Here is a 15935-nt window from a genome sequence, read left to right on the forward strand (position 1 = left end):
CTCGGGCTCACCACCCTTCCGAGCAGGAGTTCATCATGGCCCAGGTCCAGCGCATGTCCCGATTGATGATCAAGACACTGCGCGACGACCCGGCGGACGCCGAGACGCTCAACCACAAGCTCCTCGTCCGCGCCGGTTACGTACGCCGCACCGCGGCCGGCATCTGGTCGTGGCTGCCGCTCGGCAAGAAGGTCCTGGAGAACATCACCCGCGTCGTCCGCGAGGAGATGGACGCCATCGGCGGCCAGGAGGTCCTGCTCCCCGCGCTGCTGCCCAAGGAGCCGTACGAGGCGAGCGGCCGGTACGACGAGTACGGCGACCTGCTCTTCCGCCTCAAGGACCGCAAGGGCGCCGACTACCTCCTCGGCCCCACCCACGAGGAGATCTTCACCCAGGTCGTCAAGGACATGTGCTCGTCCTACAAGGACCTGCCCGTGATCCTCTACCAGATCCAGACCAAGTACCGCGACGAGGCCCGTCCCCGCGCCGGTGTGCTGCGCGGCCGCGAGTTCCAGATGAAGGACTCGTACTCCTTCGACACCACGGACGAGGGCCTGGCCGAGGCCTACCAGCTGCACCGTGCCGCGTACATCCGGATCTTCGAGCGCCTCGGCCTCGACCACCGCATCGTCTCCGCCGTCTCCGGCGCCATGGGCGGCTCCGCCTCCGAGGAGTTCCTCGCCCCCGCGCCCGCCGGTGAGGACACCTTCGTCGACTGCCCGAACTGCGACTACGCCGCCAACACGGAGGCCGTGACGTACAAGGTCACGACCGTCGCCGACGGTTCGCAGGTCCCCGCCGTCGAGGAGCTGGACACCCCGGACACCCCGACCATCGAGAGCCTCGCCGCCCACCTCGGCGTCGAGGCGTCCGCCACCCTGAAGAACCTCCTGGTCAAGGTCGACGGCGAGATCGTGGCCGTGGGTGTGCCCGGCGACCGTGAGGTCGACCTCGGCAAGCTGGGCGAGCACCTCGCCCCCGCCGTCGTCGAGCTGGTCACCGCCGAGGACTTCGTGGGCCGTCCCGACCTGGTGCGCGGCTACGTCGGCCCGCAGGGTCTGGAGAAGGTCCGCTACATCGCCGACCCGCGTGTCGCCGCCGGCACCGCCTGGATCACGGGTGCCAACAAGGAGGGCACGCACGCGAGGAACGTCGTCGTGGGCCGCGACTTCGAGGTCGACGACCACCTCGACGTCGTCGTCGTCGAGGCGGGCGACCCCTGCCCCAAGTGCGGCACCGGCCTCCAGGTGGACCGCGCCATCGAGATCGGCCACATCTTCCAGCTCGGCCGGAAGTACGCCGACATCTTCTCCCTCGACGTCCTCGGCCAGCAGGGCAAGCCGGTCCGCGTGACCATGGGCTCGTACGGCATCGGCGTCTCCCGCGCGGTGGCCGCCCTCGCCGAGCAGACCGCCGACGACAAGGGCCTGTGCTGGCCCCGTGAGATCGCCCCGGCCGACGTGCACGTCGTCGCCGCCGGCAAGGCGCTCCAGACCGAACTGGCCCTCGACGTCTCGGAGAAGCTCGGTGCCGCGGGGCTGCGCGTCCTGGTCGACGACCGCGCGGGCGTCTCGCCCGGCGTGAAGTTCACCGACTCCGAGCTCATCGGCGTCCCGAAGATCCTTGTCGCGGGCCGCCGTTCGGCCGAAGGCGTCCTGGAGCTGAAGGACCGCCGCACGGGCGAGCGCGAGGAGCTCACCGTCGACGAGGCGATCGCCCGCCTGGTCGCCCAGGACTGAGCCGGCCGGCAGCACGAGGGAGGGCCCCGCGCACCGCGCGGGGCCCTCCCTCGTCATGTGCGGCCGGCTACAGCCAGGCCGCGAACTCCAGCGACATCTCGCCGTCCTGGGTGCGCCCCGCCGTCAGCGCGCGGGTGCCGGACTCGACGGCCCGGAACAGCGTCCAGCCGCGCAGCCGCGCCTGGTCGACGTCCAGCGACTCGGCGAGCTTCTTGACCCGGCGGCGGGCCGTCGCCGCCCCGCCGGGCGAGGCGATCAGGTCCTCGACCCGGTCCCGCACCAGCCGCGCCAGGTCGTACGCCCGCTCGCCGGTCAGCGGCTCGGGACCGACCGCCAGCCAGGGGGCGCGCTCACCCGCCAGGACCTTGCTCTGCCGGAAGTTGCCGTGCAGCAGGAAGAGTTCGGCGGAGTTCCGGACCAGCTCCTCGCGGGCGGCGAGGGCCGCCGAGACGAGCGGTTCGAGCGCGGGGTCCCGGGAGGCGGCGGCCCGCATCGGCTCCAGCTGACGGGCGGTGCGCTCACCGACCGTCTCGAAGGCGTGGTCCGCAGGCGGCTCGACCCACAGCCGCCGCACCGTGCCCGCGGCCTCCAGCAGGGCCTTCGCCTCGGGCAGCGAGCGCAGGGACACCTCGTGGTGCAGCCGCTCCAGCAGGAGGGAGTCCTCGGGCACCGCCGTGCCGTCCGGGGCGTCCAGGAGCTCGACCGCCCCCCAGCCCTTCCAGTGCGCCAGCGCGGCCCTCTCCAGGGCGGGGGCGGCCCCGGGAGGCGCGATCTTCAGCACGGCGGGCGTGCCGTCCGCCCGGTGCACCAGCAGGACGAGGCCGGTGCGCCCGCCGGGGGCGCACACCCGGTCCAGGGCGACCGAGTGCGCGGAGAGCGCCTCGTCGGTCAGTCCGGGGAGCCGCCCGAGCCACTCGGCTGCGGCCGCGTCCCCGTACGTCTCGCCGAGCGCTCGCACCAGACGCTGCGGCGGTTCGAAACCCATACGTGCCTTGTTCCCTTTCAGAGCGTGCTCACGTGCTCAGTGCGTGACACCCGTGGCCCCTGCCTCCGCCGTGTTCTCCGGCGGGGCGGCCTTCTCGGTGAGCCCAGGAAAGGCTACGCCGGTGCCACGCCAGCGCACCGCACGCACCGCGGCCTCCCGCAGCGCGCCCGCGGCGTACTGCCGCAGTGGCCCCCGGGCGGCCCGTACGAGATCCGAGTACACGCCGGCCACCCGGTCCTCCAGGACCGAGGCGAGCCGCATCGCGGTCGCCGGGTCCCGCACCGCGAAGGGCAGGGTGTACGCCGCCCGGGCCGCCACCGGCGTACCGCCCAGGTCGCGCACGGTGCGGGCGAGGGCGTCCCGGCGGGCCCGGTGGGCGTCGCAGGCGGCCGTCGCGTCGGCACGGCGGCCGTCCGCCAGCCTGCCGCCCAGGGCCCCGTAGCCGTACACGGCGGCGTGCTCGGCGGCGAGCGCTGCCTGTGCGGCGCGCAGCGCCTCCGCCGTGTCGCTCGTTCCGGCCTCCTGGGTCATGCCGGGATCTCCTTGGCCAGTTCCGTCAGCAGATAGGCGTGGGCCGCGCCGGCGGCGGCGATCGAGGCCAGCAGCCTGGCCAGTTCGGGTTCGGCGGTCAGCAGGGCCGTGGCGCGGCCGTCCGCCACCCGGCGCTCCTCGGCGGCCAGTTCCTTCAGGGCCGCCCGCGCGTCCGTGGCGGCGGCGGGAGGCGTGGGGGAGGGGGAGCCGCCCGACGCCTTCGCGCGGCCGCCCAGCGCCGCCAGATGCTCCCGCACGGCGGCACCCATCGGCGCGAGCCCGGGTTCCGTCACCGGGTGGGCGGCCGCGAGCTGTTCGTACCGGGTGAGCAGCGAGGCGCTGTCACGGGCGGCCGACGCGCGCAGCGCCGTCGCCGCCCGGAGCGAGGCGGCCCCGGCGTCCGCGCTCCCGGTCGCCGTCGACGTCTCCGGCCCGTCCCCGCAGCCGGTCAGTACCGCACCCAGGGCGAAGGCTCCCGTGGCGGTGAGCGCACTCCTGCGCGTCGTCCCCGTGCGGCGCACTTGTCTCCTTCAGCCTGGTATTTGACACTTTCTGACCTGAAGTGATCACCGGATGTGAGCGTACCCGCGGCGGAGCGGGAGGCGGACGGCAACACCCCTGCGGACCGGATACCCTTTGACCTGACACGCGACGATCCCCACAACAGCACACGCGGCCGAGGAGTCACCCGGATGAGCACCACCCAGAGCGACAGGCTGCGCGAACTGCTGGAGCCGCTCGTCAGCGCCAAGGGCCTGGACCTCGAGGAGATCGAGGTGTCCCGGGCGGGCCGCCGCCGGGTGCTGAGGGTCATCGTGGATTCCGAGGACGGCGTGGAGCTCGACGCCTGCGCGGAACTCAGCCGCTCCCTCTCCGAGACGCTGGACGAGACCGACGCCATGGGAGAGGGCGAGTACGTCCTCGAAGTGAGCTCTCCGGGCGCGGACCGCCCGTTGACAGAGCACCGCCACTACGTACGCGCCACCGGCCGGCTGGCCAGACTCACCCTGGGTGAGGGCGGCGAACTGGTGGCCCGCATCCTCGCGGTGGACGACGAGGGACTCGATCTCGAAGTGCCGGGCGTCAAGGGCCGCAAGCCCACGTCGCGCCGCGTCGCCTTCGACGAGATCGCCAGGGCGCGCGTGGAGATCGAATTCAACCGCAAGGACAAGAAGGAAGAGGAGGCGTAGCCGTGGACATCGATGTGAAGCTTCTGAAGGGCTTGGCGCAGGACAAGGAGATCCCCTTCGACGTGCTCGTCGGGGCGATCGAGTCGGCCCTCCTCATCGCGTACCACCGCACCGAGGGCAGCCACCGCCGCGCACGCGTCGAGCTGGACGCCGGCGGCCACGTCACGGTGTGGGCGAAGGACGACCCGGCCGAGCTGGAGGAGGGCCAGGAGCCCAAGGAGTTCGACGACACGCCGTCCGGCTTCGGCCGTATCGCCGCGACCACCGCCAAGCAGGTCATCCTGCAGCGGCTGCGCGACGCCGAGGACGACAGGACGTTCGGCGAGTACGCGGGCCACGAGGGCGACGTCGTCACGGGCCTGGTCCAGCAGGGCAAGGACCCGAAGAACGTCCTGGTCGACATCGGCAAGCTGGAAGCCATCCTGCCGGTGCAGGAGCAGGTGCCGGGCGAGGAGTACACCCACGGCCTGCGGCTGCGCACGTACGTCGTACGCGTGGCCAAGGGCGTGCGCGGTCCCTCCGTGACGCTCTCGCGCACCCACCCGAACCTCGTGAAGAAGCTCTTCGCGCTGGAGGTTCCGGAGATCGCGGACGGGTCGGTCGTCATCGAGGCCATCGCCCGCGAGGCGGGGCACCGCACCAAGATCGCCGTACGCTCCACCCGGGCCGGCCTCAACCCGAAGGGCGCCTGCATCGGCCCGATGGGCAGCCGTGTGCGCAATGTCATGGCCGAGCTGCACGGCGAGAAGATCGACATCGTGGACTGGTCGGACGACCCCGCCGAGATGGTCGCCAACGCGCTGTCACCCGCGCGGGTGAGCAAGGTCGAGGTCGTGGACCTCGGGACGCGCTCCGCCCGGGTGACCGTGCCCGACTACCAGCTGTCGCTGGCGATCGGCAAGGAGGGGCAGAACGCCCGCCTGGCCGCCCGCCTCACCGGCTGGCGCATCGACATCCGTCCGGACACGGAGACCGACGAGGAGCGCGACGTCGCCGACCGTGAGCGCGCCGAGCGCGCCCGGGAGCGTTCCGAGCGCGGCTGACCCCCGGTCCGCGTCCGTGGCCCGCTCCGCGCGGGCCCCGGACCGGCCCGGAAGGAATAGATCCAGGCGCCCTGCCGCTGAGATCACGACAACATCCGTTCGATTTTTGCCCCCAAGGGGTGAGGTCGGTGCGGGGAGGTAGACTTAAACGTGTCTGGCCGGACGCACGCCCGCGCTTGCCCCGAGCGAACCTGTGTGGGATGCCGGGAGCGAGCGGCCAAGAGCGAGCTGCTGCGCATCGTGGTGGACGAGGGAGAAGTGGTCCCTGATCCACGCGGTACGCTGCCCGGCCGGGGTGCGTACGTACACCCCGCCTCTGTCTGTCTCGACCTGGCGGTCCGCCGCCGGGCATTCCCCCGGGCCTTCAAGGCCAAGGGGCCGTTCGACTCCGCCGCACTGCAGCGGTTCGTCGAGCGGGTGACACCGTAAGAAAGTGAACGGCACGGGTCCCCGTGCGGTCAGGTACCTCGCGAGTTGGAAGTAGGTCGAGATTGCGATGAGCACTCGATGAGTACGCGATGAGTACGCCCATGAAGTAGCGACGGTCCGGCGGTAACCCGGACCTAAAAGGAGCGAAGTGGCTAAGGTCCGGGTATACGAACTCGCCAAGGAGTTCGGCGTGGAGAGCAAGGTCGTCATGGCCAAGCTCCAAGAACTCGGTGAATTCGTCCGTTCGGCGTCCTCGACGATCGAGGCGCCGGTTGTACGCAAATTGACTGACGCACTGCAGGGTCCCGGCGGCAACGCCGGCAAGTCCGCAGCGAAGCCTGGCGCGCCTCGTAAGGCCGCCCCCGCAAAGCCCGCGGCGCCTTCTCCGGCCGCCGCGGCACGTCCTGCTGCCCCGAAGCCCGGCGCCCCGGCCCCCAAGCCGGCCGCCGCCGAGACTCCGGCGAGCAGCACCCCCGCGGCACCTTCCGCGCCGTCCGGCGGACCCCGTCCGGGTCCCCGGCCCGCGCCGAAGCCCGCCCCGGTCACTCCGGTGCCCGCCGCGGAGTTCTCGGCTCCGGCTCCGGCCCAGCAGCCGGCCGCGCCGCAGCAGGCCCCGCGTCCCTCGGGTGCCACCCCCGGCCCGCGTCCCGCCAGCCCCGCCCGCCCGGCTCCGTCCGGCGGTCAGCGTGACGGCGGCCAGCGTGACGGCGGCCGTGGCGGCGAGCGTGGCGGAGACCGCCCCGCACGTCCCGCGGGCCAGGGCGCCCCGCGTCCCGGCGCACGTCCGGCGGGTCCCCGTCCGGGCAACAACCCGTTCACCTCCGGCGGCTCGACGGGCATGGCCCGTCCGCAGTCGCCCCGTCCCGGCGGCGCCCCGCGTCCCGGTGGCGGTCAGGAGCGCCCCGGCGCCCCGCGTCCGCAGGGCGGCCCCGGCGGCGCCCCGCGCCCCCAGGGTCAGGGCGGCGCACGCCCGAGCCCGGGCGGCATGCCGCGCCCGCAGGCTCCCCGTCCCGGCGGCGCCCCCGGCGCCGGCGGTAACCGTCCGAACCCGGGCATGATGCCGCAGCGTCCCGCTGCCGGCCCGCGTCCCGGTGGTGGCCCCGGCGGTGGCCGTGGTCCCGGTGGCGGCGGTGGCCGTCCCGGTGGTGGCGGTCGTCCCGGTGGCGGCGGCTTCGCCGGCCGTCCGGCCGGTCCCGGTGGTGGCGGCGGCGGTTTCGCCGGCCGTCCCGGTGGTCCCGGCGGCGGTGGCGGCGCGGGCCGTCCCGGTGGTGGCGGTGGCTTCGGCGGCCGTCCCGGCTTCGGTGGACGTCCCGGCGGCCCGGGTGCCCGTGGTGGCACACAGGGTGCGTTCGGCCGTCCCGGTGGTCCCGCGCGTCGTGGTCGCAAGTCGAAGCGTCAGAGGCGCCAGGAGTACGAGGCCATGCAGGCCCCGTCGGTGGGCGGCGTCATGCTGCCTCGCGGCAACGGGCAGGCCGTCCGGCTGTCGCGCGGTGCGTCGCTGACCGACTTCGCGGAGAAGATCAACGCCAACCCGGCGTCGCTCGTCGCCGTGATGATGAACCTCGGCGAGATGGTCACCGCCACGCAGTCGGTCTCCGACGAGACGCTGAAGCTCCTCGCCGAGGAGATGAACTACGTCCTGGAGATCGTCAGCCCGGAGGAGGAGGACCGCGAGCTGCTCGAGTCCTTCGACATCGAGTTCGGCGAGGACGAGGGCGGCGAAGAGGCCCTGGTCTCCCGTCCGCCGGTCGTGACCGTCATGGGTCACGTCGACCACGGTAAGACCCGGCTGCTGGACGCGATCCGCAAGACGAACGTCGTCGCGGGCGAGGCCGGCGGTATCACGCAGCACATCGGTGCGTACCAGGTCTCCTCCGAGGTCAACGGCGAGGACCGCCGTATCACCTTCATCGACACCCCGGGTCACGAGGCGTTCACCGCCATGCGTGCCCGTGGTGCGAAGTCCACCGACATCGCGATCCTCGTGGTGGCGGCGAACGACGGTGTGATGCCCCAGACGATCGAGGCGCTGAACCACGCCAAGGCGGCCGAGGTGCCGATCGTGGTCGCGGTCAACAAGATCGACGTCGAGGGTGCCGACCCGACCAAGGTGCGCGGTCAGCTCACCGAGTTCGGGCTGGTGGCCGAGGAGTACGGCGGCGACACGATGTTCGTCGACATCTCCGCCAAGCAGGGCCTCAACATCGAGGCACTGCTGGAGGCCGTCGTCCTCACCGCCGACGCCTCGCTCGACCTGCGGGCCAACCCGGAGCAGGACGCGCAGGGTATTGCGATCGAGTCCCACCTCGACCGCGGCCGCGGTGCCGTCTCGACCGTCCTCGTCCAGCGCGGAACGCTGCGCATCGGCGACACGATGGTCGTCGGCGACGCGTACGGCCGTGTCCGGGCGATGCTCGACGACAACGGCAACAACGTCCAGGAAGCGGGTCCCTCGACCCCCGTCCTGGTCCTGGGTCTCACCAACGTCCCGGGTGCCGGCGACAACTTCCTGGTGGTCGACGAGGACCGTACGGCCCGTCAGATCGCCGAGAAGCGTGCCGCCCGCGAGCGCAACGCCAACTTCGCCCGCAAGGGTGTCCGGTTCTCCCTGGAGAACCTGGACGAGGCGCTCAAGGCCGGTCTGGTCCAGGAGCTCAACCTCATCATCAAGGGCGACGCGTCCGGTTCGGTGGAGGCCCTCGAGTCCTCGCTGCTCCAGCTCGACGTCGGTGAAGAGGTCGACATCCGGGTCCTGCACCGCGGTGTGGGTGCGGTCACCGAGTCGGACATCAACCTGGCGACGGGTTCCGACGCCATCGTGATCGGCTTCAACGTGCGCGCCGCGGGGCGTGCCGAGCAGATGGCCGAGCGCGAGGGCGTGGACGTCCGGTACTACTCGGTCATCTACCAGGCGATCGAAGAGATCGAAGCGGCCCTCAAGGGCATGCTCAAGCCGGAGTACGAAGAGGTCGAGCTCGGCACGGCGGAGATCCGCGAGATCTTCCGCTCGTCCAAGCTGGGCAACATCGCCGGTGTGCTGGTCCGCTCCGGCGAGGTCAAGCGCAACACCAAGGCGCGCCTGCTGCGCGATGGCAAGGTCATCGCGGAGAACCTCAACATCTCCGGTCTGCGCCGCTTCAAGGACGACGTCACCGAGATCCGCGAAGGCTTCGAGGGTGGTATCAACCTCGGTAACTTCAACGACATCAAGATCGACGACGTCATCGCGACGTACGAGATGCGCGAGAAGCCGCGAGGCTGATCAACGGGGATTCCCGGGGGGTGACCCCCGGGTTCTCCCCCACGGTCGGGGCCGGTCGACGGGTCGTATTTCCGTCGATCGGCCCCGGCCGTTCCGTGTACGGTTCGGGTGTCTCCGCCGAGTGACGGCGGGACGTGGCTGTGCCAGCCCGGAGGGCGACCTCCGGGCCCCCGAACCCGAACCGGCGGGACATCCGGACATACATGTATGTGGGGACGCTGTCCTTCGATCTGCTCCTCGGCGACGTACGGTCGTTGAAGGAGAAACGCTCCATCGTCCGCCCGATCGTCGCCGAGATCCACCGCAAGTTCGCGGTGAGCGTCGCGGAGACGGGCGGCCAGGACCTCTACCGCAGGGCCGAGATCGGTCTTGCCGTGGTCTCCGGGGACACCGGACACCTCACAGACGTACTCGACCGGTGCGAGCGCATGATCGCGGGCCGGCCGGAAGTGGAGCTGCTGTCCGTACGGCGGCGGCTGCACAACGACGAAGACGATTGAGCACGTTCAAGAAGGAGACGGACCAGTGGCCGACAACGCGCGGGCGAAGAAGCTGGCGGACCTCATCCAGGTGGTGGTCGCCGAGAAACTGCAGCGCGGTATCAAGGACCCGCGTCTGGGCACGCACGTGACCATCACGGACACCCGTGTCACCGGCGACCTGCGGGAGGCCACGGTCTTCTACACGGTCTACGGCGACGACGAGGAGCGGGCCAGCGCGGCCGCGGGCCTGGAGAGCGCCAAGGGCATCCTGCGCTCGGCGGTCGGTGCGGCGGCGGGGACGAAGTTCACCCCGACGCTGGCGTTCGTGGCGGACGCCCTGCCGGACAACGCCAAGGCGATCGAGGACCTGCTCGACCGGGCACGCGCCTCGGACGCCAAGGTCCGTGAGGCGTCCTCCGGAGCGAAGTACGCCGGTGACGCCGACCCGTACCGCAAGCCGGAGGACGAGTCCGCCGAGAACGACGAGGACTCGCCTTCCGCATGACGCAGAACAAGCACGACAAGCAGGACAAGCAGAGGACGCCGGACGGCCTTGTCATCGTCGACAAGCCGTCCGGCTTCACTTCGCACGACGTCGTCGCGAAGATGCGCGGCATCGCCCGCACCCGGCGGGTCGGCCACGCCGGCACGCTGGACCCGATGGCGACCGGTGTCCTCGTGCTCGGTGTCGAGAGGGCGACCAAGCTCCTCGGTCACCTCGCACTGACCGAGAAGGAGTACCTCGGCACGATCCGGCTCGGCCAGGACACCGTCACCGACGACGCGGAGGGCGAGATCACCTCGTCCACCGACGCCTCCGGGGTGACCCGCGAGGGCATCGACGCCGGGGTCGCCGCGCTGACCGGCGCGATCATGCAGGTGCCGTCCAAGGTCAGCGCCATCAAGATCGACGGCAAGCGCTCCTACGCGCGGGTGCGCGGCGGCGAGGAGTTCGAGATCCCGGCCCGCCCGGTGACCGTCTCGTCCTTCCAGGTCCACGACGTCCGCGAGGCGGTCGCCGAGGACGGCACCCCGGTCGTCGACCTGGTCGTCTCCGTCGTGTGCTCCTCGGGTACGTACATCCGCGCCCTGGCCCGGGACCTCGGTGCCGGGCTCGGCGTCGGCGGGCATCTGACCGCGCTGCGGCGCACCCGCGTCGGACCCTACGGCCTGGACGCGGCGCGCACGCTCGACCAGCACCAGGAGGAGCTGACCGTGATGCCGGTCGCCGAGGCCGCCGCCTCCGCCTTCCCGCGCTGGGACGTGGACGAGAAGCGCGCCAAGCTGCTGCTCAACGGCGTACGGCTCGACATGCCGGCCTGTCCTCCGGGGCCGGTGGGGGTCTTCGGGCCCGACGGCACGTTCCTCGTGCTCGTCGAGGAGCAGAACGGCAAGGCCAGGAGCCTCGCCGTCTTCGCCTGACGACCAGGACCCCGGGCCCGGGATTCCGGCCCGTCGTGGAGCGGGCAGCCCCCCTGTCGCGTGCCCGCTCCACGATCCCCCTCCCGCGACCATCCCTGTCCACGCGAACCCGCCGATTCACCCCAATGGACGGGCGCTCGGAGTGACAGGGGGGTGCGAGGGGGGCGCTTTCGCCCCGCGCGTTTCCGGTGCCGATCATCGGGGACCTACCGTCGGACCATGGGCAGCGGGGACCGGTCGAAACTTGTGCGGATCTGCGATCAGGCCGGCCGGCCGCGGGGGACCGGCTTCGTCGCGGACGACCGGGGCACGGTCGTCACCGGTCATCAGGCCGTCGCACGCCCCGGGCCCCTGACGCTGCACTCCCCGGACGGCCGCACGTGTTCCGTGGGCTCCGACGACATCACCGAGCTGCCCGCACTGGGCCTCGCCCTGCTGCGCACCGGCGGCCCCGGGACCCTGGAGGTGGATCCGCTCCCCATCGCCGTGCGGGCGGAGATCGGCACGGGCACCTACGTGCGGATCGCCGCCCACGGCTGGCGCGAGGCACGGGTGCTCGGGACGACCCCCGCGACGTACTCCGAGGGCGGGCGGGAGCACCCCGTGGGGGAGGCGCTGGAGCTCGCCCTCGGCACGGACGGGCGCGACGCCCTGCGCTCCGGCGGTGCCGCCGTCGGGGGCCCGGTGACGGACCCGCGCACCGGAGCCGTCCTGGGGGTGCTCTCGACGGCGCTGAGCGCCGGGCGCGAGACCGCGGGGCTCGCGCTGCCGCTCGCGGTCCAGGACGCCCCGGAACCGCTGGCCGAGGTCCTCCGGCGCAACGCGAGCGGCGTCCCGGGGTACGGCCATGACCTCAACCTCGCCGGGGCGCTCCAGCTGACCGCCACCTCGCTCGGCCACGCCGGCGGACGGCCCTGCGGCACCGAGGCCGTCGAGCGCCCCGGCGTCAGCGCGGAGTTCACCGCCTTCGAGACCGGTACGGGCCCGGTGCTCGGCCTGGTCGGCGCCCCCGGGACCGGCCGCACCACCGAGCTCGCCGCCCTGGCCGCCCGCCGGGCCCGCGGGCCCGTGCCCGCCCTGACGCTCTGGCTGCGCGGCGCCGACCTCCTGGCCGAGGACACCTCGGTCACCGAGGCGATGACCAGGGCGCTGCGGCGCTCCGGGCGGATCATCACCGCCGCCGGGGCCCGGGGAGACATGGAGACCGCCACCCCCGAGCGGGTGGCGGACCTCGCCGCGGCCTCCGGGATCCCGCTCCTCGTCGTCGTGGACGGCCCGGAGGAGATGCCGCCCCTGCTGGCCCACCGGCTCGCCGGATGGGCCCGGGCGACCGCGCGGTGGCTGCGGGCCCACGAGGTGCGGATGGTCGTCGCCTGCCGCCCCGAGCACTGGGAGACCGCCGGCGCGCTGTACCCCCCGGGCACCCTGCACCGCCCGGAGCGGCCCGCCGGAGGCCTGCCGCCCGCGGTCAGGCTCGGCGACCTCACCGCGGAACAGGCCGAGCGGGCGGCGGAGCGCTACGACATCCCGCCCGGTGCGATCGCGCCCGGCCACGACCGGCACCCCCTCACCCTGAGCCTGCTCGCCGAGGTACGGGCGGCGCTGCCCCCCGACGTCCCCGGCAGGCCCGGCACGGAGGAGGTCTTCGCCGCCCATCTGGACCTCACCTGCCTCCGGATCGCCGTACGGATCGGGGCCCAGGCCGAACCCCGGCTCCGGGGGGCTGCGGTCCGTCGGCTGGCGGCGAAGGTGGCCGGCCAGGTCCACGAGGCGGCCAGACGCTGCCTCGGGCCCGGGCAGGGCGAGCTGGACCGGGCCGCGTTCGAGGAGCTCTTCCCCTGGCGTACGGGCTGGGCCTCGGCCGTACTCACCGAGGGCCTGCTGGTCCCGGCCGGCGCGGGATACCGCTTCGGCCACGAGGAGCTGGGCGACTGGGTGCAGGGCGCGCACCTCGACCTGGACGCGGCGCTGCACTCCCTGGTCCACCGCTGGCACGCGGACGGGGCCTGTGCCGACCCCGCACCGGCCCCACAGGATCCGGTGGAGCCCCGCAACCTTCCGGTGCCGCGCCACCGCATCGGCCCCGTCCTCCAGGCGATGCTCCTGCTGGAGCGGCGGCAGGGGCACGCCGCGCTGGCCCATCGGATGGCGGACCTGATCGAGGCGATGGACCGTCTGTCGGCCGCCCCCGGTACGGAGGCGCGGTTCACCGACGCCGCCTGGTGGGCGGCGCACCTGCTCAGGGAGAGCCTGCTCCGGGTGGCCGACGCCCGGCCCTGCCTCGGGGTGCTGCGGGTGCTCGCCGGACGGATCACCCGGCGTTCACTGTCGGGCGGCGGCCCGGCGGCGCTGGGGCCCTACGCCGAGTTCGGCCCGTGGTTCTGGCGCCGGGTCCGGCTGCCCGAGGACGACCGGATCGACCTTCTGCGCCGCCTCCTGCCCGCCGACGGCGCCCCCCGCGCGGACGGCGGTGAACGGTATCTGGACGCCGTCTCCCGCCGTCTGGCCGCCCACCCCAGGACCGTCCAGGCGCTCCTGTGCCGCTGGTTCACCGACGAGAGCCCGCTGCCCGCCGAGAAGGGCCTGCCGATGCGGCTCACCGTGGCCGCCGCCGCGCAGGCACTGCTGTACGCCCGCCGGGACCTCGCCGTCGACGATCTGACCGAGGCGCTCGTCGACACCGTCCACCCGCGCGCCGCCGAACTGCTCACCACCCTCGCCGAGGACGAGCCCGCCGCCCTCTGCCGGGCCGTCGACCGGTGGGCGCGTGACGACGAGCGGCCCGCACGACGCGCCGCAGCCGCCGTCCACGCCTCGCTCACCGCCGCCCGCGCCACCCTCCCGGCCGCCGACCGCGCCGTGCTGCGGGGCGCCGCGCTGACCCTGCTGGCCCGGCCCGACGACACCGCCCTGCACGCCCAGGCGCTCACCGTCCTCGTACGGGACCCGGGCACCGGGGGCCGCTATCTGCCGCAGGCCCTGCGCCTCTTCGCCGCCGGAGACCCCCGCCTCCCGCTGGCCCTGCTCACCGAGGTGTTCCCCGAGCACCCCGAGCCGGTGCTCGCCGCGCTGCGCGCCCGCCTCTCGCTGCCCGGCGGGACGGCCGGCACCGTGCTGCGGGAGCTGGCCTCCCTGGACACCCCGGCGCTGGCGCTGCACGCCCCCGGTCTTGTCCGCCACTACGTCGAGAGCCACAGCGGTCCCGGCGGGGACGCCGGGGCGCGGACCGCCGCCTATCTGGACCTCCGGCTGGAGCACAGCCCCGCCGCACGGGCGCTCCTGCTGCCCTTCATGACCGGGCTGCTGCGGGGCCGGCCCGTGCCGCCGCCCGTCCGCGCGGCGCTGGCCCGGGTGCTCGCCGGCCCCGGAAGCGCCGCTTCCCGGCCGCTGCGGGGGGAGCTGCTGGAGGTGCTCCTGGAGTTCGAGCAGGAGACGGGGAGGGACCCGGAGGTACTGGAAGCCCTGCTGCGGGCGGCCGCGGAGGGTTCCGGCCGCCGCCCCGAGGCCCGTACGCGCGCCCTGGTGCACCGCACCGGGACGCTCCTCGCCCGGACGCCCGAGGGCGCGGCCCGTTTCGACCGCGGCTTGGCCGAGCTCGCCCGGGACGTGCCCGGATTCGCCGCCCTGGTCACCCGGTGGCTGACGGACGCCCCGCAGGAGTGGGCCGCCGTCGTCGGCCCCGGAGCCCGGCGGACCATGGAGGAACTGGACGGTTCGCGGCCCGCGATCCCCATGCCGATGCAGGCCGCGGGACGTGGGCATGGCAGTCTTAGACCTGCGTAATGGACATACACACGTACACAGGTTCGGGCGAGGAGCGGTCACAGTGCACTGCTGGCGTGGCTTGGAGGACATCCCTGAGGGCTGGGGACGCAGTGTCGTCACCATCGGCTCCTACGACGGGGTGCACCGCGGACACCAGCTGATCATCGGCCGTGCCGTGGAGCGGGCGCGCGAGCTCGGGGTGCCCTCTGTCGTCGTCACCTTCGACCCGCACCCCAGCGAGGTCGTCCGTCCCGGCACCCACCCGCCGCTGCTCGCACCCCATCACCGGCGTGCCGAGCTGATGGCCGGACTGGGTGTCGACGCGGTGCTGATCCTGCCGTTCACCGCCGAGTTCTCGCAGCTCTCGCCCGCGGACTTCGTCGCGAAGGTGCTGGTCGACAAGCTGCACGCGAAGCTGGTCATCGAGGGCCCGAACTTCCGCTTCGGGCACCGGGCGGCGGGCAACGTCACCTTCCTCGCCGAGCTCGGCCCGACGTACGACTTCCAGGTCGAGGTCATCGACCTCTACGTCAGCGGGGACGCGGGCGGCGGCGAGCCGTTCTCCTCCACGCTCACCCGCCGGCTGATCGCCGAGGGCGACGTCGAAGGGGCCGCGGAGATCCTCGGCCGCCCGCACCGCGTGGAGGGTGTCGTGGTGCGCGGCGCCCAGCGCGGGCGCGAGCTCGGCTTCCCCACGGCGAACGTGGAGACCCTGCCGCACACCGCGATCCCCGCCGACGGCGTCTACGCCGGCTGGCTCACCGTGAACGGCGAGGCGATGCCCGCCGCGATCTCCGTGGGCACGAACCCGCAGTTCGACGGCACCGAGCGGACCGTCGAGGCGTACGCGATCGACCGCGTCGGGCTCGACCTGTACGGGCTGCACGTGGCGGTCGACTTCCTCGCCTACGTACGCGGCATGCTGAAGTTCGAGTCGATCGACGACCTGCTCGTGGCGATGGCCGCCGATGTGAAGCGGTCCAGCGAGCTGATCGCGGCGTACGAACGGGCCTGACGCCGTCCTGTGGTGCGCGCGTCCGCGCCGGGGCATGGTCGGGGGCAGGAGCCGTCGAGCCGGGAGGACGCC

13 protein-coding genes are annotated in these 15935 nt (G+C 73.2%); 10 read left to right on the plus strand and 3 right to left on the minus strand.

Going from position 1 to position 15935, the window contains the following annotated elements; all coding sequences use genetic code 11:
• Positions 1-35 precede the first annotated feature (35 nt).
• Complete coding sequence (locus ACZ607_RS17510; protein WP_469735533.1) at positions 36-1739, plus strand: proline--tRNA ligase; 1704 nt, start codon at positions 36-38, stop codon at positions 1737-1739.
• Between the two features lie 67 nt (positions 1740-1806).
• Here ACZ607_RS17510 and ACZ607_RS17515 read toward each other — a convergent pair whose 3' ends face one another.
• Genes ACZ607_RS17515 through ACZ607_RS17525 form a run of 3 tightly spaced genes read right to left on the minus strand, consistent with a single transcriptional unit; the run spans position 1807 to position 3776 of the window.
• Positions 1807-2724, minus strand: coding sequence for an aminoglycoside phosphotransferase family protein (locus tag ACZ607_RS17515; protein WP_469735534.1), 918 nt, complete (start codon positions 2722-2724; stop codon positions 1807-1809).
• A gap of 36 nt (positions 2725-2760) precedes the next feature.
• The gene (locus ACZ607_RS17520) at positions 2761-3255 is read right to left on the minus strand and encodes a ferritin-like domain-containing protein (protein WP_469735535.1); all 495 of its coding nucleotides are present in this window, start codon (positions 3253-3255) and stop codon (positions 2761-2763) included.
• Positions 3252-3776, minus strand: a complete 525-nt coding sequence (locus ACZ607_RS17525; RefSeq protein WP_469735536.1) for a hypothetical protein — start codon at positions 3774-3776, stop codon at positions 3252-3254. The genes ACZ607_RS17520 and ACZ607_RS17525 overlap by 4 nt, the downstream gene beginning before the upstream one ends.
• A gap of 171 nt (positions 3777-3947) precedes the next feature.
• Between ACZ607_RS17525 and rimP the strand changes: the two genes are divergently transcribed.
• The 9 genes from rimP to ACZ607_RS17570 all read left to right on the plus strand — a co-directional run bounded on the left by rimP (position 3948) and on the right by ACZ607_RS17570 (position 15863).
• Positions 3948-4445, plus strand: coding sequence for a ribosome maturation factor RimP (rimP, locus tag ACZ607_RS17530; protein ID WP_469735537.1), 498 nt, complete (start codon positions 3948-3950; stop codon positions 4443-4445).
• A 2-nt stretch (positions 4446-4447) separates the two neighbouring features.
• Positions 4448-5488: a transcription termination factor NusA gene (nusA, locus tag ACZ607_RS17535; protein WP_099177814.1), complete on the plus strand. Its 1041-nt coding sequence runs from the start codon at positions 4448-4450 to the stop codon at positions 5486-5488.
• Positions 5489-5638: 150 nt separating this feature from the next.
• Positions 5639-5917: a YlxR family protein gene (locus tag ACZ607_RS17540; protein WP_014153747.1), complete on the plus strand. Its 279-nt coding sequence runs from the start codon at positions 5639-5641 to the stop codon at positions 5915-5917.
• A gap of 148 nt (positions 5918-6065) precedes the next feature.
• On the plus strand, positions 6066-9179 hold the full coding sequence (gene infB, locus ACZ607_RS17545; RefSeq protein ID WP_469735538.1) for a translation initiation factor IF-2: 3114 nt from the start codon (positions 6066-6068) through the stop codon (positions 9177-9179).
• Between the two features lie 203 nt (positions 9180-9382).
• Positions 9383-9679, plus strand: coding sequence for a DUF503 domain-containing protein (locus ACZ607_RS17550; protein ID WP_124274961.1), 297 nt, complete (start codon positions 9383-9385; stop codon positions 9677-9679).
• Positions 9680-9704: 25 nt separating this feature from the next.
• Positions 9705-10166 carry a 30S ribosome-binding factor RbfA gene (rbfA, locus tag ACZ607_RS17555; RefSeq protein WP_099177817.1) on the plus strand — a complete coding sequence of 154 codons (462 nt, stop codon included), beginning with the start codon at positions 9705-9707 and terminating at the stop codon, positions 10164-10166.
• A complete protein-coding gene (gene truB, locus ACZ607_RS17560; protein WP_469735539.1) occupies positions 10163-11083 on the plus strand; it encodes a tRNA pseudouridine(55) synthase TruB in 921 nt (306 codons plus the stop codon). Before rbfA ends, truB begins: the two co-directional genes overlap by 4 nt.
• Positions 11084-11302: 219 nt before the next feature.
• Positions 11303-14866: a serine protease gene (locus ACZ607_RS17565; RefSeq protein WP_469735540.1), complete on the plus strand. Its 3564-nt coding sequence runs from the start codon at positions 11303-11305 to the stop codon at positions 14864-14866.
• 43 nt (positions 14867-14909) lie between these two features.
• Positions 14910-15863 carry a bifunctional riboflavin kinase/FAD synthetase gene (locus ACZ607_RS17570; protein WP_129265759.1) on the plus strand — a complete coding sequence of 318 codons (954 nt, stop codon included), beginning with the start codon at positions 14910-14912 and terminating at the stop codon, positions 15861-15863.
• Positions 15864-15935 lie beyond the last annotated feature (72 nt).

The organism is Streptomyces sp. NPDC104381, assembly GCF_055583745.1.